The sequence below is a fragment of the Deltaproteobacteria bacterium genome, assembly GCA_029210625.1.
Taxonomy (GTDB): domain Bacteria; phylum Myxococcota; class Myxococcia; order SLRQ01; family SLRQ01; genus JARGFU01.
The window spans coordinates 13683-37109 of record JARGFU010000039.1; the positions used below are offsets into that span (position 1 = coordinate 13683).

Below are 23427 nucleotides of genomic sequence, written 5' to 3' on the forward strand. Positions count from 1 at the left end.
GAGAGTCGTAGCTCTAGCAGGAGACCGTCGTGTCCAACGCCATCATCGATCCCAGCCAGCGCGCCGTCGCCGTCGTCGGACTCGGCGCCATCCTCCCCGACGCCAGCGACGTCGCCACCTTCTGGCAGAACGTCCTGGCCGGACGCAGCTCGATCACCGAGGTGCCCGCCAGCCGCTGGTCCGCCGCCGACTACTACGACCCGGACCCGGCCGTCCCGGACAAGACCTACTCGAAGATCGGCGGCTGGGTCGCCGACCAGCCCTTCGACTCGCGCAAGTACCGCATCCCCCCGAAGGTCGCCGATCAGATGGACGAGGGGCAGCGCTGGGGCGTGCTGGCCGCGGGTGAGGCCCTCGAGGATCTGAAGGCCCCCCTCGATCTGGAGAACACCGGCGTCATCGTCGGCAACGCCATGGGCGGCGAGAAGCACTACCGCTCCTCCCTGCGCCTCGCCGAGCCCGAGATCCTCGGCGCCCTCGAGGCCACCCCCGGCTGGGCGGGCCTCGACGCGGCGGCCCGCCAGGCGCTCGCCCGGGGGCTGCACGATCAGCTGGCCGCCCGCTACCCCGAGACCACCGAGGACACGATGCCCGGTGAGCTCACCAACATCATGTCCGGGCGCATCGCCGCGGTCTTCAACCTGCGGGGCCCGAACTACACCACCGACGCCGCCTGCGCCTCCTCCCTGGCCGCCCTCGACGCGGCGATCCAGGGCCTGGTCGATCGCCACTTCGACGCGGTGGTCACCGGCGGCATGGACCGCAACATGGGGGCGAGCACCTTCATCAAGTTCGCCAAGATCGGCGCGCTCTCCCCGGACGGCTCCCGCCCCTACGCGGCCGGCTCCAACGGCTTCGTCATGGGTGAGGGCGGCGCCCTCTTCGTCCTCAAGCGCCTCGCCGACGCCGAGCGCGACGGTGACCGCATCTACGCCGTGATCCGCTCGGTGGGCGCCTCCTCCGACGGCAAGGGCAAGGGCATCACTGCCCCCAACCCCATCGGCCAGATCCTCGCCGTGCAGCGGGCCTGGCAGCGGGCCGGCCTCGAGCCCAACACCGCCACCCTCATCGAGGGCCACGGCACCTCGACCCCGGTGGGCGACGTCGTGGAGGTCGAGTCCCTCGCCAAGGTCATCGGCCCGGGCGCGCGGCCCGGCAGCATCGCCCTGGGCTCGATCAAGTCGCAGATCGGCCACCTCAAGAGCGGCGCCGGCGCCGCGGGCCTGCTCAAGGCCGTGCTCGCCGTCCACCACAAGGTGCTGCCGCCCTCGATCAACTTCGGATCCCCGAACCCCAACGTCGACTACGCCGCGACGCCCTTCTTCGTGAACACCGAGGCCCGCACCTGGGAGCAGCCCGCGGGCGTGCCCCGGCGCGCCGGCGTCTCCGCCTTCGGCTTCGGCGGCACCAACTTCCACGTCGTGGTCGAGGAGCACCAGCCGGGCGTGCTGACCGCCCGGCAGCCGATGGTGTCGGTGCCGGCCGCGATCGGCGCCGCCGCCCAGGGCGGGGTGCAGGCCCTCCCCGCCCCCCTGGGCGATCTGCTCACCCTCGGGGCGAGCAGCGCCGACGCCCTGGCCTCGAAGCTGGGCGAGGCCCTCGAGACCGCGAAGCGCGGGCCGCTGCCCGAGCGGGTCGCCCCCTCGGGAGAGACCCTCGACGCCCCCCACCGCCTGGCCCTCGCCTTCGAGGATCGCGAGGACCTCCTCGACAAGGGCGAGCGCGCCCTGCAGGCCTTCGCCAAGGGCAAGCCGGCGGCCTGGCGCCGCCTGCGCTCGAAGGGTGGCCACTACGGCACCGGTGACGCTGGCAAGCTCGCCTTCCTCTATCCGGGCCAGGGCTCGCAGTACGTGAACATGCTGCGCTCGCTCCAGGACGAGGAGGTCGTGCGCCGAACCTTCGCCGAGGCCGACGAGGTGATGACGCCGATCCTCGGCAAGCCGCTCACCGAGTACGTCTTCTTCGACGGCGACGACGACGCCGCGAAGGCCGCGGCGGAGGAGGCCCTCAAGGACACCACCGTCTGCCAGCCGGCGGTGCTCGCCACCTCGGTGGCGCTGACCCGGCTCCTCGCCGAGCACGGCATCGTGCCCGACATGGTCATGGGCCACAGCCTCGGAGAGTGGGGCGCGGTGGTCGCCGCCGGGATGCTCCCCTTCGACAAGGCCCTGGTGGCCGTCAGCGCCCGCGCCCAGGGCATGGCCGAGGTCTCGCTCGACGACCCGGGGAAGATGGCCTCGGTGCTCGGCGCCCGCGCCGAGGTCGAGGCGAAGCTCGCCGAGCTGGACGGCTACGTCGTCGCCGCGAACATCAACTCGACCCGCCAGACCGTCATCGCCGGCACCTCGAAGGACGTCGAGGCGGCCGTCGAGGCCTTCAACGCGATGGGCATGACCGCTCAGCTCATCCCGGTCTCCCACGCCTTCCACTCGAAGATCGTCGCGCCGGCCACCAAGGTCCTGCGCGAGACCATCGAGTCGATGCCGGTGACGCCCCCGAAGATCCCGATCATCTCGGACGTCGACGGCCAGTTCTACCCCGACACCGAGGCCGGCCTGCCCGAGGTGCGGGACCGCCTGGCCCGGCAGATGGCCTCGCCGGTGCAGTTCGTCGACGGCATCGAGACCCTCCACGCCGCCGGCGCCCGGGTCTTCCTCGAGGTCGGCCCGAAGCGGGTCCTCACCGGCTTCGCCGAGGACATCGTCGGCAGCAGGGAGGGGGTCCTCACGCTCTCGACGAACCACCCCAAGCGGGGTGACGTGGGCAGCTTCCACGACGCCATGTGCGGGCTCCACGCCGCCGGCTTCCCCCGCGCCGCGCAGCGGCCGCGCCCGGTGGCCCTGCCCCCGCCGCAGCCGGTGGCCGCGCCCCCCGCTCCGGTGAGCGCGCCTGCGCCGGTGGCCGCTGCGCCGGCCGCCCCGAGCGCCGCCGGTCCAGACTACCAGGCCCTCGGACACCTCTTCGCCAGCTTCCTGGAGCAGGGGATGGCTCTCTACCAGGGGATCGGGGAGAGGCCGCAGACGCCGACGTTGAGGCCGACGCCGACTGCGGGCCCGGTCGCCACGGCTGCACCCGTGCAGCGGGGGTCCGTCGTGGTCTCGGGCGCCGGCCTGGGCCTGCCCGGCACGAGCGGCCGCGTCTTCGACGACGCCAACATCGATCGCATCCTCGCCGGCGAGAGCTTCATCGAGGCGATCCCCGAGGCGAAGCGCGAGGAGATGCTCGAGCGCAACGTCGTGCGGCTGGTGAAGCGCGACGTCGGCGAGCCCTCGATGGATCCGGTCACCGACACCTCCGAGGTGATCCGCCTGGCCGCCCGCCGGGGCGCCTTCGACCTGGCCGCCGAGTTCGGCATCGACGCCCCCCGGGTCGAGGCCTTCGACATCACCACCCGCCTGGCCATCGGCGCCGCCCTCGAGGCCCTCAAGGACGCGGGCATCCCGCTGGTGCGCCGCTACCGCAAGGCCACGACCGGCAAGATGCTCCCGGGCGCCTGGCAGCTCCCCGAGTCCTTCGCCGACGAGACCGGCATCGTCTTCGCCTCGGCCTTCCCGGGCGTGGACAACCTGGTCGACCACCTCGACCGCTTCCACCGGGGGCGGCTGCAGGAGAAGGTCCTCGCCGAGCTGAAGGAGCTGCGCGAGGGAACCACCGACGCCGAGACGAAGAGCCGCCTCGACGCTCGCATCGCCGAGCTGGAGCAGGCCGCGGCCGAGTCGCGCTACGTCTTCGACCGGCGCTTCCTCTTCCAGATCCTCTCGATGGGTCACTCCCAGCTCGCCGAGCTCCTCGGCGCGCGAGGCCCGAACACCCAGGTGAACGCCGCCTGCGCGTCGACCACCCAGGCCGTGGCCATCGCCGAGGACTGGATCCGCAGCGGGCGCTGCCGCCGGGTGATCGTCGTCGCCGCCGACGACGTCACCTCCGACAACCTGCTGCCCTGGATCGGCACGGGCTTCCTCGCCACCGGCGCGGCCTCCACCGAGGAGGACGTCAAGCGGGCCGCCCTGCCCTTCGATCGCCGCCGCAACGGCATGCTCATCGGCATGGGCGCCTGCGGGCTGGTCCTCGAGGCCGAGGACGCCCTGCGCGAGCGCGGGATGCGCGGCATCTCCGAGCTCCTCTCCAGCGAGGTCGCCAACAGCGGCTTCCACGGCACGCGCCTCGACGTCGCCCACATCGGCGGCATCATGGAGCGGCTGGTGGCGACCGCCGAGCGGCGCCACGGGCTCGCCCGCCGGGAGCTCGCGAAGGAGCTGGTCTTCATCTCCCACGAGACCTACACCCCCGCCCGGGGTGGCAGCGCCTCGGCCGAGGTCCACGCCCTGCGCCAGACCTTCGGCGACGGCGCCGACGACATCGTCATCGCCAACACCAAGGGCTTCACCGGCCACCCCCAGGGGGCGGGCATCGAGGACGCGGTCACCGCGAAGATCCTCCAGAAGGGCATCGTCCCGCCGGTGCCGAACTTCCAGGAGCCCGACCCCGAGCTCGGCGCCCTGAACCTCTCCCGGGGCGGTGCGTACCCGGTGCGCTTCGCCCTGCGCCTGGCCGCGGGCTTCGGCTCGCAGGTGGCCATGAGCCTCTACCGCCGGATCCCCGGCTGTGAGCAGCGCGTCGCCGATCAGGCTGCCTACGATCGGTGGATCGCCGGCCTCGTCGGCCGCGACCAGGCCAACCTCGAGATCGTCGATCGCACCCTGCGGGTGAAGGACGCCGGCGCTCCGGGCGCCGCCGTCGCGGCCTCGCGCTGGACCTTCGGCGACACGCCGGCGGCGCTGGCCGAGGGTGCCGGGCAGCCGGTGGCCCGGGCGCAGCAGGCCATCGCGCCTGCGCTCGCACCTACCCCGGTGACTCCGGCGAGCCCTCCGCCGACGCAGAAGCAGACGCAGACGGCGGCCGTTCCCGCACCCGCACCCGCCGCCGCCGCAGTGGATCCGGTGGAGCAGGCGGTGCTGGCGGTGGTCTCCGCCAAGACGGGGTACGACACGGACATGCTCGAGCTCGACCTCGACCTCGAGGCCGACCTGGGCATCGACACCGTGAAGCAGGCCGAGGTCTTCGGCGAGGTCCGGGAGGCCTTCGACATCCCGCCCCAGGACGACCTGAAGCTCTCGGACTACCCGACCCTGGCGAGCGTGATCGGCTTCGTGCGCAAGCACCGCCCCGACCTCGCGGCGACCGTGCCCGCGCCGGCCCCGGCCGCCCAGGCCGCGCCCGCCCCCGCGCCGCAGGCCGCCCCGGTGGCGGCCGTCGACGTGGTCGCGCGGGCCGTGATGGCCGTCGTCAGCGCCAAGACGGGCTACGACGAGGACATGCTCGAGCTCGACCTCGACCTCGAGGCCGACCTGGGCATCGACACCGTGAAGCAGGCCGAGGTCTTCGGCGAGGTGCGCGAGCAGTTCGGCATCCCGCCCCAGGACGATCTGAAGCTCTCGGACTACCCGAGCCTGCAGCACGTCATCGACTTCGTGCGCAAGCACCGGCCGGATCTCGCGGCCGCGGCGCCCGTTCCAGTGACGGTGATGGGGACGGTGACGGGGACGGCGCCCGTAGCGCCGGCGGCGGATGGTGTGGACCCGGTAGTGGCGGCAGTCCTCTCGGTGGTCAGCGCCAAGACGGGCTACGATCAGGACATGCTCGAGCTCGACCTCGACCTCGAGGCCGACCTGGGCATCGACACCGTGAAGCAGGCCGAAGTCTTCGGGCAGGTGCGCGAGCAGTTCGACATCCCGCCCCAGGACGACCTCAAGCTCTCCGAGTACCCCACCCTGCAGCACGTCATCGACTTCGTGCGGCTGCATCGCTCGGATCTGGCGAGCCCCGAGTCCTGGGGAGCGCCCGCCGCGCCGGTCGAGCCGACCGGTCAGCCGGCGTGGGCCGTGGTCACCGGGGCAAACCCGGTGACGGGACCGGGGACGGGGACGGCGTCCGCAGGGCAGTCGACCGCCGGAATGGACCCGATCGCTCAGGCTGTGATGGCGGTCGTGTCGGAGAAGACGGGGTACGACGAGGACATGCTGGAGCTCGACCTCGATCTCGAGGCCGACCTGGGCATCGACACGGTGAAGCAGGCCGAGGTCTTCGGGCAGGTGCGCGAGCAGTTCGGCATCCCGCCCCAGGACGACCTCAAGCTCTCCGAGTACCCGACCCTGCAGCACGTCATCGACTTCGTGCGCAAGCACCGGCCGGACGCCGGCGCGGCCACGGCCGGGGCGAGCGAGCCCGCCGCCGGACCCGCGGCGGAGGCCGGCGGGAGCGAGGCGGCGCTCGCCGATCGCGGTCGCGAGCTGGCGCGGGTGCCCGTGCCGATGGTGCGCGCTCCCCTCGCCCTCTGTGGCCCCACCGGCGTGAGCGCCGAGGGGCGGATCCTCGTCGTCTGTGACGGCGGCGGCGCGGGCGCCCAGCTGGCCAAGGCCCTCACCGAGCGTGGCGCCTCGGTCGCCAAGGTCGAGGTGCGCAAGGACCCGGCCGCCTTCGAGGAGGAGGTGCGGGAGTGGGCCTCCGAGGGGCCCGTGAAGGGCGCCTTCGTGCTCACCGGCCTGGACCCCATGCCGGCCTTCGCCGACCTGGACCTCGCCGCCTGGCGCAAGCTCAACGACGATCGAGTGAAGCTCCTGCGCTCCACCGCCCGGGCCCTCTACGAGGCGCTGGGCGAGGCCGGCACCTTCCTCTTCACCGCCACCCGCCTCGGCGGCCTCCACGGCTACGGCGAGGAGGGCGCCCTCAACCCGGTGAGCGGCGCGGTGACCGGCTTCACCAAGGCCCTGGCCCGCGAGCGGCCCGAGGCGCTGGTGAAGGTCGTCGACTTCGCCGAGGGCGCCACGGCCCTCGACGTGGCCGCCACCCTCCTCGCGGAGCTCGAGCGGGATCGCGGCGTCACCGAGGTCGGGCACCTCGGCGACCTGCGCTACACCCTGGGCCTGCAGGCCCACGCCGAGATGCCCCTGGGCGAGCGCCGGCCGCTGGTGCTCGGCCGCGAGACCGTCTTCCTGGTCACCGGCGGCGCCGGGGCGGTCACCACCGCCATCGTGAACGACCTGGCGCGGGCCTCGAAGGGCACCTTCCACCTCCTCGACGCCCGGCCCATGCCGGACGAGGCGATGAAGGCCGACGTGGCGAAGCTCGGCGCGGACCGCGAGGGGCTCAAGCGCGAGGTCTTCGAGCGCATCAAGGCCGCGGGCGGCCGCGCCACCCCGGTGGAGGTGGAGAAGACCCTCTTCGACCTCGAGCGGGCCGGCGCCATCCTGCAGGTCCTCGCCGACGTCGAGGCCGCCGGGGGCAAGGCCCACTACCACTCGGTGGACGTCACCAGCGACGAGGCCATGGGCGCCGTCTTCCGGGCGATCCGGGCCGAGAGCAAGAAGGTGAACGTGATCCTCCACGCGGCGGGGCTCGAGCGCTCACGCGCCCTCGACGCCAAGGAGATCGCGGAGTGGGATCTGGTCTTCGGCGTGAAGTCCGACGGGCTCTTCAACCTGTTGAAGAACACCGAGGCCGACCCGCCGGAGGCGGTGGTCTTCTTCTCCTCGGTGGCCGGCCGCTTCGGCAACGCCGGGCAGACCGACTACAGCTCGGGCAACGACCTGATGTGCAAGGTCGCCTCCTACTGGGCGGCGCGGCACCCCTTCCACCTGGCCGTCAGCCTGGACTGGACGGCCTGGGGCGGCCTGGGCATGGCCACCCGGGGCAACATCCCCGAGGCCATGGCGCGGGCGGGCATCGAGATGCTCGAGCCCTCCGACGGCGTGCCGGTGATCCGGCAGGCCCTCGAGAGCGGCTTCAGCGGCGAGGCCGTCATCGGCCGGCGGCTGGGCATCCTCCTCGAGCCGCCGGCCGGCGGCGAGCTCGCGATGAGCGCCCTCCAGCGTCAGGACGCCGAGCGCACCCTCGAGGTCGTCTCGGTCGAGCAGAACCCACACCTGGGGATCGCGGTGACCCTGCGGGCCGACCCGACCGCCGAGCCCTTCCTCCACGATCACCAGATCGAGGGGACGCCGGTGCTGCCGGGGGTGATGGGCCTGGAGGCCTTCGCCGAGACCGCCCGCCTGCTCCTGCCCCGCCACACCATCAAGGCGATGGAGGAGGTCTCCTTCGAGGCACCCCTGAAGTACTTCCGGGGCGAGGCTCGCACGATGCTGGTCCAGGCGCGGCCCTTCCGGGTCCGCGACGAGATCCACCTCCAGGTCGCGCTCTCCTCCTCGCAGGCCCTGGTGGGCGGACGGACCCAGGAGAAGGTCCACTTCTCCGCGCGGGTGGTGCTGGTCTCCGATCGAGAGCACCTGCCCGAGCCCGAGGCCCTGCCCCGGCCGAAGGACGCCGACGCGGCCCTCGACCGCGAGGCCATCTACCGGGTCTTCTTCCATGGCCCCGCCTATCAGGTGCTCTCGAAGATCGAGCGCAGCAACGGCGGCCTGCGCGGCGTCTTCCAGGACGAGCTGCCGGCGGGCACCTCCCGCGGTGGTGAGGGGCTCTTCCTGCCGCGGCTGGTGGAGTTCGGCTTCCAGTCGGCCGGCGTCTGGGAGATCGGCGCCACCGGTCAGCTCGGGCTGCCCTCGAAGCTCGAGCGGGTGACCGTCTGGCCCCAGGCTGCCCGGGGCGCGCTCCTCGCCGAGGTCGCGAGCGCGGGCAGCGCCGAGGCGCCGGCCTTCGACATCGTGGTCCGCGACACGGAGGGCCGGGTCCACGCCAAGCTCGAGGGCTACCGCACCTCGCAGCTCCCCGGCGCCCTGGCCGAGGAGGAGCTGGCGCCCTTCCGCGAGGTCGTGCCCGCGACCTAGGGAACCGGCGCCTTGCTCCACTGGAAGATCGTTCGCGCCGCGGACGACCCGGCCCTCGACGAGAGCCGGGCGCCCGAGGGCCTGCTCTCGCCCGAGGAGGAGGTCCTCCTGCGGCGGATGCGCTTCGAGGCGCGGCGCCGCAAGTGGCTCCTCGGGCGGCGGGCGGCCAAGCTCGCCCTCACCGAGCTCTACCGGGCCTGGAAGGGCAAGGTGATCGCGCCCTCGGCCTTCACCATCCGCAACGAGGACTCGGGGGCCCCCTTCGCCGAGCTCTCTGGCGAGCGCCTGCCGGTCTGCCTCTCGATCTCGCACCGCGCCTCGCACGGCGTGGCCGCCGTCGACTCGGATCCCTCCCACGTCATCGGGATCGACCTCGAGCTGATCGAGGACCGCAGCCCCGCCCTGGCCCGCACCTTCTTCACGACCGCCGAGCAGGCCGCCCTCGAGGACCTCGACGAGGCGCAGCGTCGCCTGGCGGTCGCCCGGCTCTGGAGCGGCAAGGAGGCGGTGCTCAAGGCGCTGGGGCTCGGGCTGCGGCGCGACACCCGGGCCATCGAGATCGGGGAGAGCCCACCCACGCCCGCAGCCGCGCTCGCCCCGGGCTTCGAGCCCCTCGGCGTCCGTCTGGCGGGCGAGCTGGAGCAAGAGGTGGAGGGCAAGCTCGCCCTCGGCTGGTGCGAGGGCACCGGCTACCTCCTCACCCTCGCCGTCCTGGAGCGCGATCCCGCCAGTGGTCACACCACTGGATCGCGCCGGCCCGATCCGCGTTGACCCACCCGATCCCGCTCGGTAGCGTCGAGTGGGGTAACCGTCCGGGGGAAAAGAAGAATGCTCGCCGCTCCTTCCCGTGAGTTCGACTGCCTGCTCGCGCAGCTCGCCCGCGTGCCCTCGGGCACCGCGACCCTGCGTGACGCCCACCTCGACTACGCCGCCGTGGCGTTGCGCGTGCATCCCTTCGTGATCGACGCCACCCGCAGCTACCTCGACGCCGTCGACGGCTGGCAGGACCTCCACCGCGAGGTCGACGCGATCGATCCGAAGGTCGTGCGGGTGGCCGAGGGCGCGCTCCTCGACGGTGAGAGTGGCGAGGCCCGGGCGCTCCTCGACGCGGCCGGCGATCACCCTCGCGGGCTGGACCACCTCTGCGACGATGCCCCCGAGGAGGTCGCCGCCACCTTCGGCGTGCACCCCTACGTGGTCTTCCGGGCGCGAGGCGTCCTCGAGCGCCGCGCCCTCTGCCGCCGCGGCGCCTGACGCCCGCCGGGAGGCGCCGGGGCCGGCGTGCTACGCTGCCCGGATGGGCTCGCTCGTAACTGCTGGCCGGTCTCTCCTGCTCGCGATCCTGCTCACGCCCCCGGCGGCGCTGAGCCAGCGCCCCCCGGCCCCCTCCGAGGCGACGCGCCCGGATCCCATCGCGCGCCTGCAGGCCCACCTCGTCGTCCACGGGAAGGGCACTCCCTGGCACTTCGTTAGCGGCACCGAGCAGCAGAAGGCGGCGATGCGAAAGATGGTCGCCGAGGCGCCCGCCCTGAAGTACTTCCCGGGCTACCGCCTGATCCGGCTGATCCACTGGAACCCCGCCGCGGGCTATCCGGGCAGCGTGAGCGCCGACCTGCGCATCGTGCAGCACCGGGTGAGCGGCCTCTGTCACGCTCCGACTCCGGAGTGGATCGCCACCTTCCGCAAGGCACAGCCTCTCGACGTGGACGCCATGAGCGATGCGGAGCGGGCGGCCTACCTCTCCGAGCTCGTCTCGCTCACGACCCTCCGCGACCACCGGGGCTTCGCCGTGAAGTCGCTCGAGAAGCTCGGCCCCCGCCGCTACCGGCTGAGGCACGTGTCGAAGCACCCGATGGGTCCCAGGGTGTTGGAGGAGACCCTGGAGTTCGATCCGAACGGCGCCGTGCTCCCGGGCGGCCGACTCTTTTCCGGCGGCCTCTAGCTCTCACCCTCACCTCCCGAGGGTGTCATGCCTCATCCCGCGATCCTCCCAACCTTGCTCGCCCTGGCCCTCCTCGGGGCCAGCCAGCCGGTCCACGCGGCCGGCCCGGGGGAGGATCCGCTCGCGGTGGCCGACACCTACCTCGCCGCCGGGATGCACGAGGACGCGGAGAAGGCCTACCTGAAGGCCAAGCTCCTCGACGAGGAGCTCGACCTGGCCCTCCTGGCCCGGGCGGAGAACTTCGAGCGCTGGGGACGCCTGCAGGAGTCGGTGAGGAGCTACCGGCGCTTCCTCTCCCGCTCGGAGGAGCTCCTGCCCCGGCTCGTGATCGAGCGGATCGAGCAGCGCGCCCGGTGGCTCTCCTGGAACGACGCCCACCATCGATCGAAGGTGCTGCTCCGCAAGGGCGCCACCCGGCTCATCGGTGGCATCGCCCTCGGTGGGCTCGGGACCCTGGCCTACCTCGGGGGCCGCAGCCTGATGGAGCGCTCGAACCTGGACCTGAACCTCATCATCGGCGCCCTGGTGCTCGAGGCCCTGGGCTGGACCGGCTTCGGTCTCGGCGGGCTCCTGGGCACGGTCGGCCTGGCGAACCTCGTCTGGGGCGGCGTCCTCGCCTCCCGCGGCAGCCAGGAGCCCCCTCGTCCCGGCGCCCTGGGGCCGGCCCCCGCCTGGCGTCGGATGGTGGGCAGCCGCCTGGGTGATCCGGTCCCCTCCGGCAGCGCCGTGGCCGAGCCCGAGACATCACCGCGGCTCACGCCCCCGCCGCTGGTGCGGGTGCCCGCCACGCCCCTGGCGCCGCCGCCCCTGCCGCCGCCGCCGGTGCTGATCGTTCCGCGCTAGAGCAGGACCGCAGCCCAGTCGGCCTCCTTGAAGCCGACGAGGACCACGTCGTCCCCGACGAGCAGCGGCCGCTTGACGAGCATCCCGTCGGCGGCGAGCGAGGCGAGCTGCTCGTCCTCGCTCATCTGCGGCAGCCGCTCCTTGAAGCCGCCGCCCCGGTAGGACTGCCCGGCCACATTGAAGAGCTTCTTCAGGGGCAGCCCCGAGGCCTTCCAGGCCCTCTTCAGGGCGGCCTTCGAGGGTGGGCTCTCCTTCAGGTCGATCGACCTCACGGCGAGGCCGTGCTGGTCGAGCCACTTCAGGGCCTTCTTGCAGGTGCTGCAGCCGTCGTAACAGTAGACCGTGATCATGGACCGGAAGGCTAATCCGGTCCCCGAGCTCATGCACGCCTACGCTGGAGCAAGGTGCGAGCGCCCAGGAGCAGCACCGGCAGCGCCATCGCCACCACCCGGCCGCCCCGGTACCAGAGGGGGCTTGCCTGATCGCGGCCGAGCAGGGTGTCGGGCGAGAGGGGCTCGGCCGGCAGCAAGTAGAGGCCGAAGATGCACAGGCCCACCACCACGAACCAGGCCACGGCCACCGACAAGGCGTGGTCCGTGATCGTGGTGAGGGGGAGGACCGCCACGAGGCCCAGCAGTCCCACGCCCAGCGCCACCCAGGTCGAGGCCTCCGGGGTCGGGTGCCAGTCGAAGAGGTTCAGATCGAGGTCGAGGTAGGCCATCGACCCGAAGATCGCGGCGCCGACCCCACCCCAGAGCAGCACCACGCCGATCACCCGGAACCAGTTCGTCCCGGCGCTCTTCCTGGTCTCGGATCCGGACATGGGAGCTCCTCCTTGGTGGAGATCATACCTCCGGGCGCCCGGTTCTGTTCCCGGTGACCTACTTTCGGTGCCAGGTGACCCCATCGACCACCGCCGTGGTCTCGTTGCAGGTGAAGGCGGTGCTGACGGTCTGCTCCGGGAGGTTCCGCTCCTGACCGCAGGTCACGGTGCGTCCATAGGTGAGGGTCAGGGTGCCCGAGAACTCGCTGTCGCTCGTCCAGGTGAACTCGACGAAGTTGTCCTGCTTGTTGCACTGACCGGTGCACTCGGGCGTGTAGGTGATGGCGGAGCCATCGGAGCGCAAGGTGTAGGTCGAGAACTGGTCCAGGCAGGTCGGGTTGGGATCGGTGTCCCAGGTCCCCACCAGGCACTCGCCCTCCCCCGTGCCCGAGCCCGGCTCCCGCCCCACCGGGGGTTCGGCCTCGCTGCAGGCCGCCGCGGCGGTCCACTTGTCCTCGATCCCCGGCGCGACCTCCTCGTCCGTGCAGTGGTTCTCGTAGCCGATGGCCTTGCACTGCTTGTTCTCGTGGAAGGCGACGTTCAGCCCCGGACCCTCCGCCGACTCGCAGAACTCCCGCTCCTCTCCCTGCCAGCAGTAGTAGAAGTCCTCGCCGCTACCGGCCGTGCCCCAGAACTCGCAGGCGCCGTAGCCGCCACAGCCGCAGACGAAGAAGAGGGCAGCGAAGGTGACGCCGAGCACGGTGAGTCGTCGCAGGAAGGTCATCCCCGGCAATCAGATCCGCGGGACGGGAAATGCCAGCGCCGGGCCACTCGACCGATTTGACTTCCGGGGTGCCGACCTGCGAGGGTGCGCGCGAAATGATGCTTCGCTTCACCAGCAGCGCGTTCTCCGGCCGCACCGGCAGTGATCTGTCCGGCGCGGAACTGGATTCCTGCGCCCCGGAGGTGGACCGCTAGCGTCTGATCGAAGCGATCGAACGGCTTTCACGAGGCCCCCTCCGGACGATGACCGGAGGGGGCCTTTTCTTTTGCCCGCAATCCGGCGGGCAAACCCCCGGGGCCGCAAGGAGGCCCCGACCCCAACCAAGGAGAAGAACCATGAACCCCAAGCTGCACCTGAACGTCGGCACCATCGGCCACGTCGATCACGGGAAGACCACCCTGACTGCAGCCCTCACCTCCGTGATGGCTGCCCGTCATGGCGGCGAAGCGCTGCGCTTCGACGAGATCGACCGCGCCCCCGAGGAGCGTGAGAAGGGGATCACCATCAACACCGCTCACGTGCGCTACGACTCGGCAAGGCGGCACTACGCCCACATCGACTGCCCCGGGCACGCCGACTACGTGAAGAACATGATCACCGGTGCCTCCCAGATGGACGGCGCCATCCTGCTGGTGGACGCCTCGCAGGGGCCGCAGCCCCAGACCCGCGAGCACGTCCTGCTCGCCCGGCAGGTGGGCATCGAGCACCTGGTCGTGTTCGTGAACAAGGTGGATATCGCCGAGGCCGATCTGCTCGAGCTCGTCGAGCTGGAGACCGCCGAGCTCCTCGAGGCCCAGGGCTACACGGGCGTCCCCTTCGTGCGGGGCTCCGCCCGCGAGGCCCTGCGTGCCGCCGAGGAGGGCCGCTTCGACGCCCCCGAGGTCGAGTGCATCGACCGGCTCGTGGCCGTGATGGACGAGCACCTCCCGGATCCCGTGCGGGACCTGGAGGCGCCCTTCCTCATGCCCGTCGAGGACGTGCACACCATCAAGGGGCGCGGGACCGTGGTCACCGGCCGCGTCGAGCGCGGGGTGCTCGAGCCCCTGGCGACCGTCGAGCTCATCGGGCTCTCGGGCGCCGGCGAGCCGCTGCGCCAGGCGGTGGTCACCGGCATGCAGGCCTTCCACCGGGACATCCCCCGGGCCGAGGCCGGCATGAACGTGGGCCTCCTCCTGCGCAACGTCGAGCGGGACTCCGTCTCCCGGGGCCAGGTGGTCGCGGCCAGCGGCTCGGTGCGCTCGCGCCGGGCGGGCAAGGCGGAGGTCTTCGTGCTCACCGAGCAGGAGGGCGGCCGCCACACCCCCTTCGGCGCGGGCTACACGCCGCAGCTCTTCTTCGGCGCCACCAGCGTCACCGCGGTGCTCGAGCCCGAGGCCGGCAAGCTGGTCGCCCCCGGTGACCACACCACCCTCGCCTTCTCGCTGGGCAAGGCCGTGGCCATCGAGGTCGGCATGCGCTTCGCCATCCGCGAGGGCGGCAAGACCGTCGGCGCCGGCGTCGTGACCGAGGTCGGCGCCTAGCGGCGATGCATCAAGAGGGGGCGGCGTCCCGTCTGGATCCACTGCATCCGGCGGGGCGCCGCCTCTACGCCGCCTTCCAGGCCGGGATCCGGCTGCGGGGCCGGCGCCCCTCGATGGCGGTCAGGATCGCCTTGCCGGCCGAGGTGATGCGCCGCAGGGAGCGGGTCAGGTCAGCGGTGCTGGCCCCGTTCCAGACGATGTACTCGGCCGCCGACTCGAGACCGTTGCCGAGGGGGACCTCCAGTGCCCGGCACACGACGTGGGAGACCGCCTCGGCCTCCATCTCGCGCTGCTCGCGCGGCGGAAGCACCTGCCCCGCCTCCAGGTGGAGCAGGACGTGGGCGTACTCGTGGCAGAGCACCCGGATGCGCTCGTGGGGGGCCAGGTCGTGACGGATCCCCACCGAGTCCGGTGAGGCGTTGCCGAGCAGCCCGATGACCAGGTGCTCGCTGCGGGACAGCGGCCGCAGGGCGATGCCCAGCCACTGGGCCGCCGCCTCGATGGCCGGCAGCCAGGCCTCGGCCTCGCGCACGATCCGGGGCGCCCCCTCGGGGCCGTCGGTCTGGAGCACGTCGAAGACCCAGGCCATCCGGAAGGGCCAGCCCGTGTCGCTCCCCGGCGTGTAAATGAGGATCGCCTGCTCGCCCTTGCGCACGACCCGACCCTCCCGGGCCCACTGGCTCTTCCCTCGCACCCGGGTCGCGGTCGGCCGCTGCTCGGCGATGAGGTGCTGGTTGTGGAAGGAGTAGTGCCAGTGCCAGGCCATCCGGCCGATCAATCGATCGAAGCACTCGGACCGGGTGGTCCCGTCGACCTCGTGGATCAGCGCCTCGACCTCGGCCTTCACCCCCTTGCGGGCCCGCGCCAGCAGCCTCGCTCCGCTCTCGCCCTTCCCGTCCATGCCTTGAAGGTAGCGGGTGGGTCTGACGGATCAGGACGTCGAGGGCCGGACGAGACTCTGCCCTCATCCGTCACACACCTGCGGTACCCTGGGGACAGTCAGACATTCATCACGACAGGGTGAGGGACGGGCCCGTTGACCCCTGGCCAACCGACGCGGACAGCGCACGGTGGCAATGCCCGACCGATGAGGAGACCCGCCATGCCGAAGGCATCCGCTACTTCTTCCTATCCCCGGATCTGCGTCCGCTTCATCGCTGGCGTCTACCACTGGCTGCCCGTGCAGCCGATCGAGACGGCCCCCGAGCACCCACCGGCCCCGGGCAAGATCCTCCAGTTCCTCGACCCGGCCCCGGGCGAGGGGCCGGGCTGGCCGCCGGAGCGCTGCGAGGCCCTGATCGCGCGCGCCGAGCTGCTCTGCCGCCAGCAGGGCAAGAGCGTCTGTGTCGTCTTCGGTCCGAGGGACGCCGTCTACCTGGAGCCCGACGGACGCCGGAAGCAGTCGGACGAGCCCCCCTGGGGCGGCGTCGGGCTCACCGGAGGTGTGAACCTCGACCTCGATCCCACCGGTGAGGGCGTGCGCGAGCCCCCGCCCACCTCGAAGGAGCAACTCGAGGCCATGCTCGACCGGCACTTCCCCGACCGGCACGAGCTCCCCGACGACGACGAGGTCGACGAGGACGAGGTCGATGAGCTGCAGCCGGACGAGGGCTTCGTCGTCGTCTGCTCCGGCGACCTCGGTGGCGACGTCTGGTTCGACGAGGACTTCGCTGCCGTCGAGGAGGTCCGCCACCTGCTCTGCTGCCTCGAGCCCGAGCACGAGGCGCGCTTCGACTGGGAGGTCCACCTCGAGGGCCTGCCCATGTTCGACCGGCTCCCGCAGCTGGAGTGGCCGCCCCTCGGCGACCACCGCCAGCTCGAGGAGATCGGCCCCTTCTGGGCCGAGATCGGCGAGCCCATCTGCGACTTCCCCGGCCGCACCTTCCACCAGCTCCTGGTGGAGGTGAGGGAGGAGCACCGCGAGCACGTGCAGGAGCAGTTCGGCGAGCTCGCCCGTCGCCTGCGCCCCATCGTCGAGGAGATCTGGGAATGAGCCGCTAGAGCAGCCGCCGCAGCACCTCGTCGCCCTTGAGCACCTCGCCGGGGGCGACGATGCGGGCGCAGACGAGCGCGCGGGTCAGGGCGATGTGCATCCGCGCGTTGCGGCTGCGGCGGTCCGCGTCGCTGGCGCCGTCCATCAGGCGCAGGTCGGTGACGATCACCGCCGGGCGCTCGAGGCCCTTCACCCGCAGGAAGGTGTCGGCGACGATCTTCTCGCGCATGTCGGGCGCGTCGGCGCGCACCACCTCGTGGCGGCCGATGCGGGCGGCCTTCGCCATCCCCTCCTCTGCGGTCTGACCGCGCAGGCTGACCACGAAGATGTCGCCGGGCTGCAGGCCCTCCGAGAGGAGCTGATCGATGCACCGGCCCACCTTCTCCGGCACCGACGAGGCGCTGGGGCAGCCGACGATCTTGAGGATGCCCTCCTCGAGCGCCCGGCCGATGACCTCGGCGTGCTCGGGGTCGTCGGTGGGGTCCGGGGTGCCGGCCTCCTGGCGGTACTCGTCGGCCAGGGCCGAGATGCCCGGCGGGCAGCGCAGCTTCGCCCGCAGATCGAAGGTGAAGGGGAACTCGGTCTTCGGCGGCCGGCGGTCCGGCCAGAAGGCCTGGTCGGGATCGGCGAAGGCCCACATCCGCCGCCCCTCCGCGAGGTTCGAGAGCAGCAGCCAGGCGCTCTCGGTGAGGTCCTGCGCCTCGTCCACCACGATGGCGTCCGGGCGATCCTCGTCGTGGAGCAGCTCGACCGCCTCCGCCGCCTTCAGCGGCAGCTCGGCCCAGAACGCCGCCTCGGTGGCCGGCGTCTCCGCGGCGCTCTCCGGGACGTGCCCGACGGTCCGCAGGATGTCGAAGGCCAGGTCGCTCAGGGTCTTCACCTCGATCCCCTCGAGGCTCTCGTCGAGGAAGCGCCGCAGGCTGTTGGTGAAGCAGACCAGCAGGGTCTTCATCCCCTTCGCCGCGTGCCGGCGGGCGGTCTCGGCGGCCAGCAGGGTCTTGCCCGAGCCGGCCGGCCCGTGGACCAGCATCCGCTCGTTCGCCATCAGCCCCTCGAGCACCGCCATCTGGTGGACGTCGAGGGCGTGCCACTGCTCGCGCACGTCCTCGACCCGCGCACCGAGGGAGAGGCGCGGCACCCAAGAGTCGCCCCAGAGCTCGTGAAGGGCCCGGATCCAGCGGTCGTTGCGCGGAGCGTGGGGCGGCAGGGCGTCCTCCATCAGCTCACCGAGGGCCTTGTCCAGCCACTCCAGGTGCCGGCGCCCGATGACCACGCCCCTGAGGTCGTCCTGTCCCACCTCGTTGTCGAAGGTCATGTCGGGGAAGCAGACCGCCGCGCCGAAGGGGGGCGGCTCGACCCCGAGCTCCTCCAGCCGCCGGACGAGCCGGTGGACGAAGCGCTCCGCCTGCTCCCGCGGCGCCTTCTCCATGCGGCGGCCGTTCTGCCACCAGTGCCCGCCGCGCAGCACCAGCTGTCCGCCCTTCACCTCCAGCGCCAGCAACCCGCGGCGCGGGTCGGCGATGACGAAGTCCCCCTCCCCCAGCAGGTTCTTGTGATCGCGGATCCGCAGCGAGTGCCAGGCCCACCACCCCGCCGGCAGGTGCTTGGAGAGCGCCGTCCACACCCCCCGCTCCGACTCGGGCGCACCCGAGCGCGGTGAGAGACCGGGATGGAGGCCGGGGGTGGGAGCGGGCATCGGGGGGGGATTCTGCCACGAGTGGCGGCCAGACCCCATCGCATCAGCGCACCGGTCGGTCCGACTCACCCGTGCCACCGGCACGGAAGCTCCTCTACTCGTCCTCCGCCCCACCGACCGCAGGATCCGGCAACCTGCGATGGCCCTCGAAGATCGTGAGGACCGTAACCTGGCCAGGTCTGACCCGGTAGACGATCCGGTAGGTGCCGATGAGCCGCTCGCGCAGGTCCTGCCGCTCGGGGAACTCCGGTACCAGCCGGCCCGCGAGCGGAAATCCGGCCGCACTCTCGACGGCAGAGAGGATGCTCTCCACCCACTCGAATGCAGCGCCTGGATTGTCCTCCGCGATGAAGTCGGCGATCTCGTCGAGATCTCGGGTCGCACGTTCGGTCCAGGCGATCGCCGCTGGCCTCTCCACCCCCGCCACCTCCTCAGGTCAACGCTTGCGAGAACGGCGATGCCGCCGCCGCGCTCTCGCGGCGACCTCCTCATGACCGCTCACCGGACCGGCCTCTGACTGGGCCAGGCCCTCCTCCACGGCCGCTACGAAGTCGATGTGGCGAACCAGCCGATCGTAGGCCTCCGGGGAGAGCAGAACACCCGCGGCCCGGCCGTTCTGGGTGATGACGATCGGCTCCGACTCCTCCCCCAGGCGACGGAGCCACTCCGCCGTCCGGGTCTTGAACTCACTCACCGGAACGATGTTCTCCGAGACTCGCAGGGGTCGCATTCCAGGCTCCTTTTGATGATCCGTTTTTGGATCTTTATTTAGATCCATATTCTGCCCCATCTTGCCACGAATCGAGCCTGGCCTGCACCCATGCCATCGGCTTCCTTCGTAGCATGGCCCCCTGACATCGCCCGCCTCTCGCGGACCGCTGACCGCAACCGACCCGGTCTCGCTGCTATAAGGCTTCTCGAGAGCAGGGATCACCCGACACCTCCGGAAACCAAGCCCGTGCCCCTGACCGTCGACTCCTTCACCGAGAAACTCTACGACCTCAACGTCGGGCTGATCGGCGACGGTCGCGCTCAACATGAGCGCCCTCACAAGCCCGCCATGTTGCTCGCCGTGCTGGATCTCTTCGAGGCTGGCGAGATCACCGAAGGCCGGGTCGAATGGTCGGCGCCGCTGCGGGAGAGATTTTCGAAGTACCTCGGGGTCGTGAAGCACCTGAACGACCAGAACACTCCCCAGTACCCCTTCTTCCACCTGCGGTCCGAGGGGTTCTGGCACCCGCGGGAGGACCGCGGCGCAGCAGGAGTCCTCGAGCTCGCCGGCCCGCCCACCGTCGCCCAGTTCGGCTCGGCCTGGGCCGAGCTCGATCCTGACGTGACGCGACTCCTGGGCACTCCGCACAACCGCCGAAGAATCCGGGCGGCGCTGGTGACCCGGTACTTCCCACTGCACGGCGACGCACTGGCTCGGCTTGCCGGTGACCCCGGCGTGGTCGCCGAGGATGATGGGTCCGAGGGTCTGGACGAGTATCGGGCCGGCCGCACCTCCGCTTTCCGGAGGATCGTCCTGGGTCACTACGACAATCAGTGCTGCGCCTGCGGGCTACGACTCGAGATCCGTGGCCACAAGATCGTCGATGCGGCCCATGTGATTCCCTTCGCCGAGTCGCGAAACGACCACCCCTCGAACGGCATGGCGCTCTGCAAGAACCATCACTGGGCGATGGACCGCGCACTCATCGCCCCTGCCCCCGATGGCAGGTGGAGGGCCTCTCCGCTCCTGGATCCTCGACGCTCCAGCGGAGAGAGAGACCTGACCACCCTGGATGGGCAGTCCCTGCTACTTCCGAAAGACCACGCGTATCGACCGTCCCCGGAGGGCCTGGAGTGGAGATCGGACAGGTTGCTGGGCGCCTAGACCGACCTTTGCCTCTCAGCCCTTCAGCTCCTCGATCAACGCGTCCTTCGCCTCCCATCGCTCGCGCACCCACTGCTGGATGGCGTCGCGGAAGGCCTCGTCCTCCAGGTAGTCGCGGCCGAGGAGCTCGGCGGGGATCTCCAGCGCCTCGACCCGCACCTGGATCGTGGGGAGGCGGCCGCAGAGGAAATCCCAGAAGTGCGGCCTCGCACCGTAGACGATGGTGACGTCGAGGAAGGTGGTGATCTTCGAGCCGAGCGCGCCGAGGACGAAGCCGAGGCCGCCCGCCTTGGGCTTGAGCAGGTGGCGATGGGGCGAGCCCTGGTGGGCGTGCTTGCCGGGGGTGAAGCGCGTGCCCTCCAGGAAGTTCAGGATCGTCACCGGCTGGTGCTCGAACTTCCTGCAGGCCTTGCGGGTGGTCTCGAGGTCCTTGCCGCGCAGCTCGGGGTGCCTCTCCAGCTGCGCCCGCGAGTAGCGCTTCATGAAGGGGAAGTCGAGCGCCCACCAGGCCACGCCCAGCATCGGCACCCAGATCAGCTCCTGCTTCAGGAAGAACTTCAGGAAGGGGATGCGTCGGTGGAAGACCCGCTGCAGCACCGGGATGTCGGCCCAGCTCTGGTGGTTGCAGGCGACGAGGTAGTAGCCCTCCGGGTCGAGGCCCTCGAGCCCCTCGATCTCCCAGCGCGTGGGCAGCGCCCAGTCAAGACACCAGCTGTTCACCGCCACCCAGGTCTCGGCGATCCAGATCAACACGTGGGTGCAGAGGTCACGGAAGGATCGCAGGGGCACCAGCAGCTTCAGCCCGGTGACGAACATCAGCGGGGCGACACAGACGCAGGTGTTGAGGCACACGACCGTCGTGCTGAAGACGCCGCGGAGGGTGGAGCCAGGACGCATGATCGAGATCGGACTCCCGGGGCGAGAGGAGCGATGGGTCCCGGCGGCGGTTCCCGCAAGGCCTCAGTCTAGGCCATCATCCGGGCTCACGATCCCCCGACCCGGAGCTTTCATGACCGACCGCGTTCAGCTCACCCTGGAAGATCACGTCGCCACCGTCCGCCTCTCGCGCCCCGACAAGCTCAACGCCCTCGATGGGCCGATGTTCGAGGGGCTGATCGAGGCGGGCGAGAAGCTCCTCGCCGAGAAGAGCCTGCGCGCCGTGGTGCTCCACGGCGAGGGCCGCGCCTTCTGCGCCGGCCTCGACTTCGCCTCGGTGATGGCCTCCCCCGATCTGATCCCGAGGCTGCTGGGGCGCGACGAGAAGAGCCCGGCCAACCTCGTGCAGCGGATCGCCTGGATCTGGCAGGAGCTGCCGGTGCCGGTCATCGCCGCCGTCCACGGGGTCTGCTTCGGCGGCGGCCTGCAGATCGCCCTGGGCGCCGACCTGCGCTACGTCGCCGCCGACGCCGAGCTCTCGGTGATGGAGATCAAGTGGGGCCTCATCCCCGACATGAGCATCAGCGTGACCCTTCCGCGCCTGGTGCCGCTGGACGTCGCCAAGGAGCTGACCTTCACCGGCCGCAAGGTGCCGGGCAGCGAGGCCGTGCAGCTCGGCCTGGCCACCCGTGTCTGCGAGGATCCGCTGGCCGAGGCCCTCGAGACCGCGCGGCTCATCGCCAGCAAGTCCCCTCACGCCATCCGCGCGGGCAAGAGGCTCCTGAACGAGGCGCCCGCGATGTCGGTGGCCGACGCCCTCGTGCTGGAGACCGAGCTCCAGATGACCCTGCTGGGCAGCCCGAACCAGATGGAGGCCATCCAGGCCAACATGATGAAGCGGGATCCGGAGTTCGCGGACCCGGAGTAGCGCGCGCTACTCGTGGTGGCAGTGGACCATGACGGGCATCCCGTCCCGGAACTGCCACCACACGTCGCCCGTCGAGCTCATGCCCGCGTCGCTGACGCCCTCCACCGCCTTCAGCGCCTCCACCAGCGCCTCGCCGCAGTCATGGGCGTCGATCGCCGCCCGGGTGCGTTCGAAGACGGCCGTGCGCTCGGCCGGGGTCATCCGGTTCGCGAGCTCCTCGGCGGTGGGCGCCCGCAGGGTCACCGCCTCCGACAAGGCGCTCGTGCCGTCGGGCCAGGTGGCGCGCGTGGCGAAGCGGGCCTCGCCCCCGCTCTTCAGCGTCAAGGGCAGCTTCGTGACGCAGGGCTCCGGGTCGTCGTCGGGTGGCTCGGCTCCCTCGAAGCAGGTCTTCAGGGCGCGCGGCTTTCCACCCTTCGCGTCCACCCGCACCAGCTCGAGCTTCACCGGCCGCGGGTAGAGGGTCCGCACCAGCTTCCGGTAGGTCACGCTGACCTCGCTCCTCTTCCCGGCGCTCAGCTCGTAGGGCTCCACCGAGGGCGTGCGCGCGTCGATCGTTCCCCACCACAACGTCCGGTCGAAGTGGGTCGCCGGATCGGCCGAGGGGAGACAGGTGACCTGGAGGGTGAGCCGCTTCTCCTGGGGTGGCACCTTCACCGCCGGGTCCTCGCAGAAGAGCTCGAGAACGACGACCTCGGACTCCACCGGGCCCGACTCCCGGTCGCCGGTGCAGGCGGCCCGCACCGCCTCGTGACTCCAGAGGTAGAGCTCGACCTCGGTCTGTCCTCCGTGGAGCTTGCGGTCGCGCAGGTCGATGCGCTGCGCGCGCTTGCTCGGCCCCGCCTTCGTGCTCACGACGATCGCCGCCGCGCGCGAGGCGTTGCCGCAGGACCAGTCGAGCCGGGGCCTGGCCGTGAGCCACTTCTCGGTGCGGCCCATCCCCCCCGGTCCAGCACCGACCTTCGGCCACCCCACGACCGCCGCCGCGCCCGTACCCGCCACCTCGACCGAGGGCAGCGCCCCCGAGGCCGCCAGGTCCAGCCGCTTCTCCAGCGCGCGCGCGGGAAGGACCAGCCCGACCACGACCCCCAGGAAGAGCAACCACCCGATCCGCCCCGACCCGACCCCGATGCCTCGCATCGGAACAGCATAGCCGGGATCGACCACTGCCGGCGGTGGCGCACTCCGAGGCGCCCGAAGGAGGTATCGTGGCGGGGAAAGGGAGGCGGACGATGGTGAGTCGATGGATCGCCCTGGCCGGGCTGATGCTGGTGGCGCTGCCAGCCTGCGATGGCGGCGGTGAGGGCAGCGACGGCGGCAGCGACGATGGGGGTGGTGGCAGCTGCTACCCCTACCTGCTGATACAGGACCACGAGGAGATATAAGCAGAAGTCGTGGATCGAGGAGTTGAAGAAGGCGGCGTATCCTT

19 protein-coding genes and 1 riboswitch are annotated in these 23427 nt (G+C 71.4%); of the genes, 10 read left to right on the forward strand and 9 right to left on the reverse strand.

The annotated features are described in order from the left end of the window. The first annotated feature begins 29 nt into the window (after positions 1-29). The 5 genes from P1V51_23280 to P1V51_23300 are packed head-to-tail and all read left to right on the forward strand — an operon-like array spanning position 30 to position 11565. Complete coding sequence (locus P1V51_23280; GenBank protein ID MDF1565977.1) at positions 30-8780, forward strand: SDR family oxidoreductase; 8751 nt, start codon at positions 30-32, stop codon at positions 8778-8780. 12 nt (positions 8781-8792) lie between these two features. Beyond that, on the forward strand, positions 8793-9551 hold the full coding sequence (locus P1V51_23285; protein MDF1565978.1) for a 4'-phosphopantetheinyl transferase superfamily protein: 759 nt from the start codon (positions 8793-8795) through the stop codon (positions 9549-9551). 57 nt (positions 9552-9608) lie between these two features. Continuing rightward, complete coding sequence (locus P1V51_23290) at positions 9609-10034, forward strand: hypothetical protein (GenBank protein MDF1565979.1); 426 nt, start codon at positions 9609-9611, stop codon at positions 10032-10034. A gap of 43 nt (positions 10035-10077) precedes the next feature. Further along, the gene (locus P1V51_23295) at positions 10078-10722 is read left to right on the forward strand and encodes a hypothetical protein (GenBank protein ID MDF1565980.1); all 645 of its coding nucleotides are present in this window, start codon (positions 10078-10080) and stop codon (positions 10720-10722) included. A gap of 54 nt (positions 10723-10776) precedes the next feature. Continuing rightward, entirely contained in the window at positions 10777-11565 is a 789-nt protein-coding gene (locus tag P1V51_23300; GenBank protein MDF1565981.1) for a hypothetical protein, read from the forward strand. Here the strand turns inward: P1V51_23300 and P1V51_23305 are convergent. The 3 genes from P1V51_23305 to P1V51_23315 are packed head-to-tail and all read right to left on the reverse strand — an operon-like array spanning position 11562 to position 13112. Then, positions 11562-11915: an arsenate reductase family protein gene (locus tag P1V51_23305; GenBank protein MDF1565982.1), complete on the reverse strand. Its 354-nt coding sequence runs from the start codon at positions 11913-11915 to the stop codon at positions 11562-11564. The two genes, P1V51_23300 and P1V51_23305, sit on opposite strands and share 4 nt — an antisense overlap. 29 nt (positions 11916-11944) lie before the next feature. Beyond that, complete coding sequence (locus P1V51_23310; protein ID MDF1565983.1) at positions 11945-12388, reverse strand: hypothetical protein; 444 nt, start codon at positions 12386-12388, stop codon at positions 11945-11947. Positions 12389-12446: 58 nt separating this feature from the next. After that, complete coding sequence (locus P1V51_23315) at positions 12447-13112, reverse strand: hypothetical protein (protein MDF1565984.1); 666 nt, start codon at positions 13110-13112, stop codon at positions 12447-12449. A gap of 335 nt (positions 13113-13447) precedes the next feature. Here P1V51_23315 and P1V51_23320 point away from each other — a divergent pair, with 335 nt between their 5' ends. Further along, a complete protein-coding gene (locus P1V51_23320) occupies positions 13448-14632 on the forward strand; it encodes an elongation factor Tu (GenBank protein MDF1565985.1) in 1185 nt (394 codons plus the stop codon). Positions 14633-14696: 64 nt separating this feature from the next. On the opposite strand, the gene P1V51_23325 is transcribed toward P1V51_23320, so the two are convergent. Next, positions 14697-15533 (reverse strand): hypothetical protein, encoded by an 837-nt coding sequence (locus tag P1V51_23325; protein ID MDF1565986.1) that lies wholly within the window; start codon positions 15531-15533, stop codon positions 14697-14699. A gap of 103 nt (positions 15534-15636) precedes the next feature. Continuing rightward, positions 15637-15726: riboswitch (SAM riboswitch) on the forward strand. A gap of 8 nt (positions 15727-15734) precedes the next feature. Between P1V51_23325 and P1V51_23330 the strand changes: the two genes are divergently transcribed. Further along, positions 15735-16625 (forward strand): hypothetical protein, encoded by an 891-nt coding sequence (locus P1V51_23330; protein MDF1565987.1) that lies wholly within the window; start codon positions 15735-15737, stop codon positions 16623-16625. A 4-nt stretch (positions 16626-16629) separates the two neighbouring features. Here P1V51_23330 and P1V51_23335 read toward each other — a convergent pair whose 3' ends face one another. From P1V51_23335 to P1V51_23345, 3 genes are all read right to left on the reverse strand, one after another. Further along, a complete protein-coding gene (locus tag P1V51_23335; GenBank protein MDF1565988.1) occupies positions 16630-18321 on the reverse strand; it encodes an AAA family ATPase in 1692 nt (563 codons plus the stop codon). A 94-nt stretch (positions 18322-18415) separates the two neighbouring features. After that, complete coding sequence (locus tag P1V51_23340) at positions 18416-18739, reverse strand: type II toxin-antitoxin system RelE/ParE family toxin (GenBank protein MDF1565989.1); 324 nt, start codon at positions 18737-18739, stop codon at positions 18416-18418. Positions 18740-18757: 18 nt separating this feature from the next. After that, positions 18758-19051 (reverse strand): type II toxin-antitoxin system Phd/YefM family antitoxin, encoded by a 294-nt coding sequence (locus P1V51_23345; GenBank protein ID MDF1565990.1) that lies wholly within the window; start codon positions 19049-19051, stop codon positions 18758-18760. 228 nt (positions 19052-19279) lie between these two features. Between P1V51_23345 and P1V51_23350 the strand changes: the two genes are divergently transcribed. Beyond that, positions 19280-20197, forward strand: a complete 918-nt coding sequence (locus tag P1V51_23350; protein MDF1565991.1) for an HNH endonuclease — start codon at positions 19280-19282, stop codon at positions 20195-20197. Between the two features lie 15 nt (positions 20198-20212). Here P1V51_23350 and P1V51_23355 read toward each other — a convergent pair whose 3' ends face one another. Further along, positions 20213-21094 carry an acyltransferase gene (locus tag P1V51_23355; protein MDF1565992.1) on the reverse strand — a complete coding sequence of 294 codons (882 nt, stop codon included), beginning with the start codon at positions 21092-21094 and terminating at the stop codon, positions 20213-20215. Between the two features lie 112 nt (positions 21095-21206). Between P1V51_23355 and P1V51_23360 the strand changes: the two genes are divergently transcribed. Next, positions 21207-22001, forward strand: coding sequence for a crotonase/enoyl-CoA hydratase family protein (locus tag P1V51_23360; protein MDF1565993.1), 795 nt, complete (start codon positions 21207-21209; stop codon positions 21999-22001). 6 nt (positions 22002-22007) lie between these two features. Here the strand turns inward: P1V51_23360 and P1V51_23365 are convergent, their stop codons facing one another. Next, positions 22008-23138, reverse strand: a complete 1131-nt coding sequence (locus P1V51_23365) for a hypothetical protein (GenBank protein MDF1565994.1) — start codon at positions 23136-23138, stop codon at positions 22008-22010. Positions 23139-23230: 92 nt separating this feature from the next. On the opposite strand from P1V51_23365, the gene P1V51_23370 reads away from it, so the two are divergent. Further along, on the forward strand, positions 23231-23383 hold the full coding sequence (locus P1V51_23370) for a hypothetical protein (protein ID MDF1565995.1): 153 nt from the start codon (positions 23231-23233) through the stop codon (positions 23381-23383). The last annotated feature ends 44 nt before the right edge of the window (positions 23384-23427 follow it).

Excerpts from the sequence above, each read along its gene's own strand:
- P1V51_23290 (MDF1565979.1), top strand. The coding sequence starts at position 9,609 with ATGCTCGCCGCTCCTTCCCGTGAGTTCGACTGCCTGCTCGCGCAGCTC.
- P1V51_23295 (MDF1565980.1), top strand. The coding sequence starts at position 10,078 with ATGGGCTCGCTCGTAACTGCTGGCCGGTCTCTCCTGCTCGCGATCCTG.
- P1V51_23305 (MDF1565982.1), bottom strand. The coding sequence starts at position 11,915 with ATGATCACGGTCTACTGTTACGACGGCTGCAGCACCTGCAAGAAGGCC.
- P1V51_23310 (MDF1565983.1), bottom strand. The coding sequence starts at position 12,388 with ATGTCCGGATCCGAGACCAGGAAGAGCGCCGGGACGAACTGGTTCCGG.
- P1V51_23315 (MDF1565984.1), bottom strand. The coding sequence starts at position 13,112 with ATGACCTTCCTGCGACGACTCACCGTGCTCGGCGTCACCTTCGCTGCC.
- P1V51_23320 (MDF1565985.1), top strand. The coding sequence starts at position 13,448 with ATGAACCCCAAGCTGCACCTGAACGTCGGCACCATCGGCCACGTCGAT.
- P1V51_23325 (MDF1565986.1), bottom strand. The coding sequence starts at position 15,533 with ATGGACGGGAAGGGCGAGAGCGGAGCGAGGCTGCTGGCGCGGGCCCGC.
- P1V51_23330 (MDF1565987.1), top strand. The coding sequence starts at position 15,735 with ATGCCGAAGGCATCCGCTACTTCTTCCTATCCCCGGATCTGCGTCCGC.
- P1V51_23335 (MDF1565988.1), bottom strand. The coding sequence starts at position 18,321 with ATGCCCGCTCCCACCCCCGGCCTCCATCCCGGTCTCTCACCGCGCTCG.
- P1V51_23345 (MDF1565990.1), bottom strand. The coding sequence starts at position 19,051 with ATGCGACCCCTGCGAGTCTCGGAGAACATCGTTCCGGTGAGTGAGTTC.
- P1V51_23355 (MDF1565992.1), bottom strand. The coding sequence starts at position 21,094 with ATGCGTCCTGGCTCCACCCTCCGCGGCGTCTTCAGCACGACGGTCGTG.
- P1V51_23360 (MDF1565993.1), top strand. The coding sequence starts at position 21,207 with ATGACCGACCGCGTTCAGCTCACCCTGGAAGATCACGTCGCCACCGTC.
- P1V51_23365 (MDF1565994.1), bottom strand. The coding sequence starts at position 23,138 with ATGCGAGGCATCGGGGTCGGGTCGGGGCGGATCGGGTGGTTGCTCTTC.
- P1V51_23370 (MDF1565995.1), top strand. The coding sequence starts at position 23,231 with ATGGTGAGTCGATGGATCGCCCTGGCCGGGCTGATGCTGGTGGCGCTG.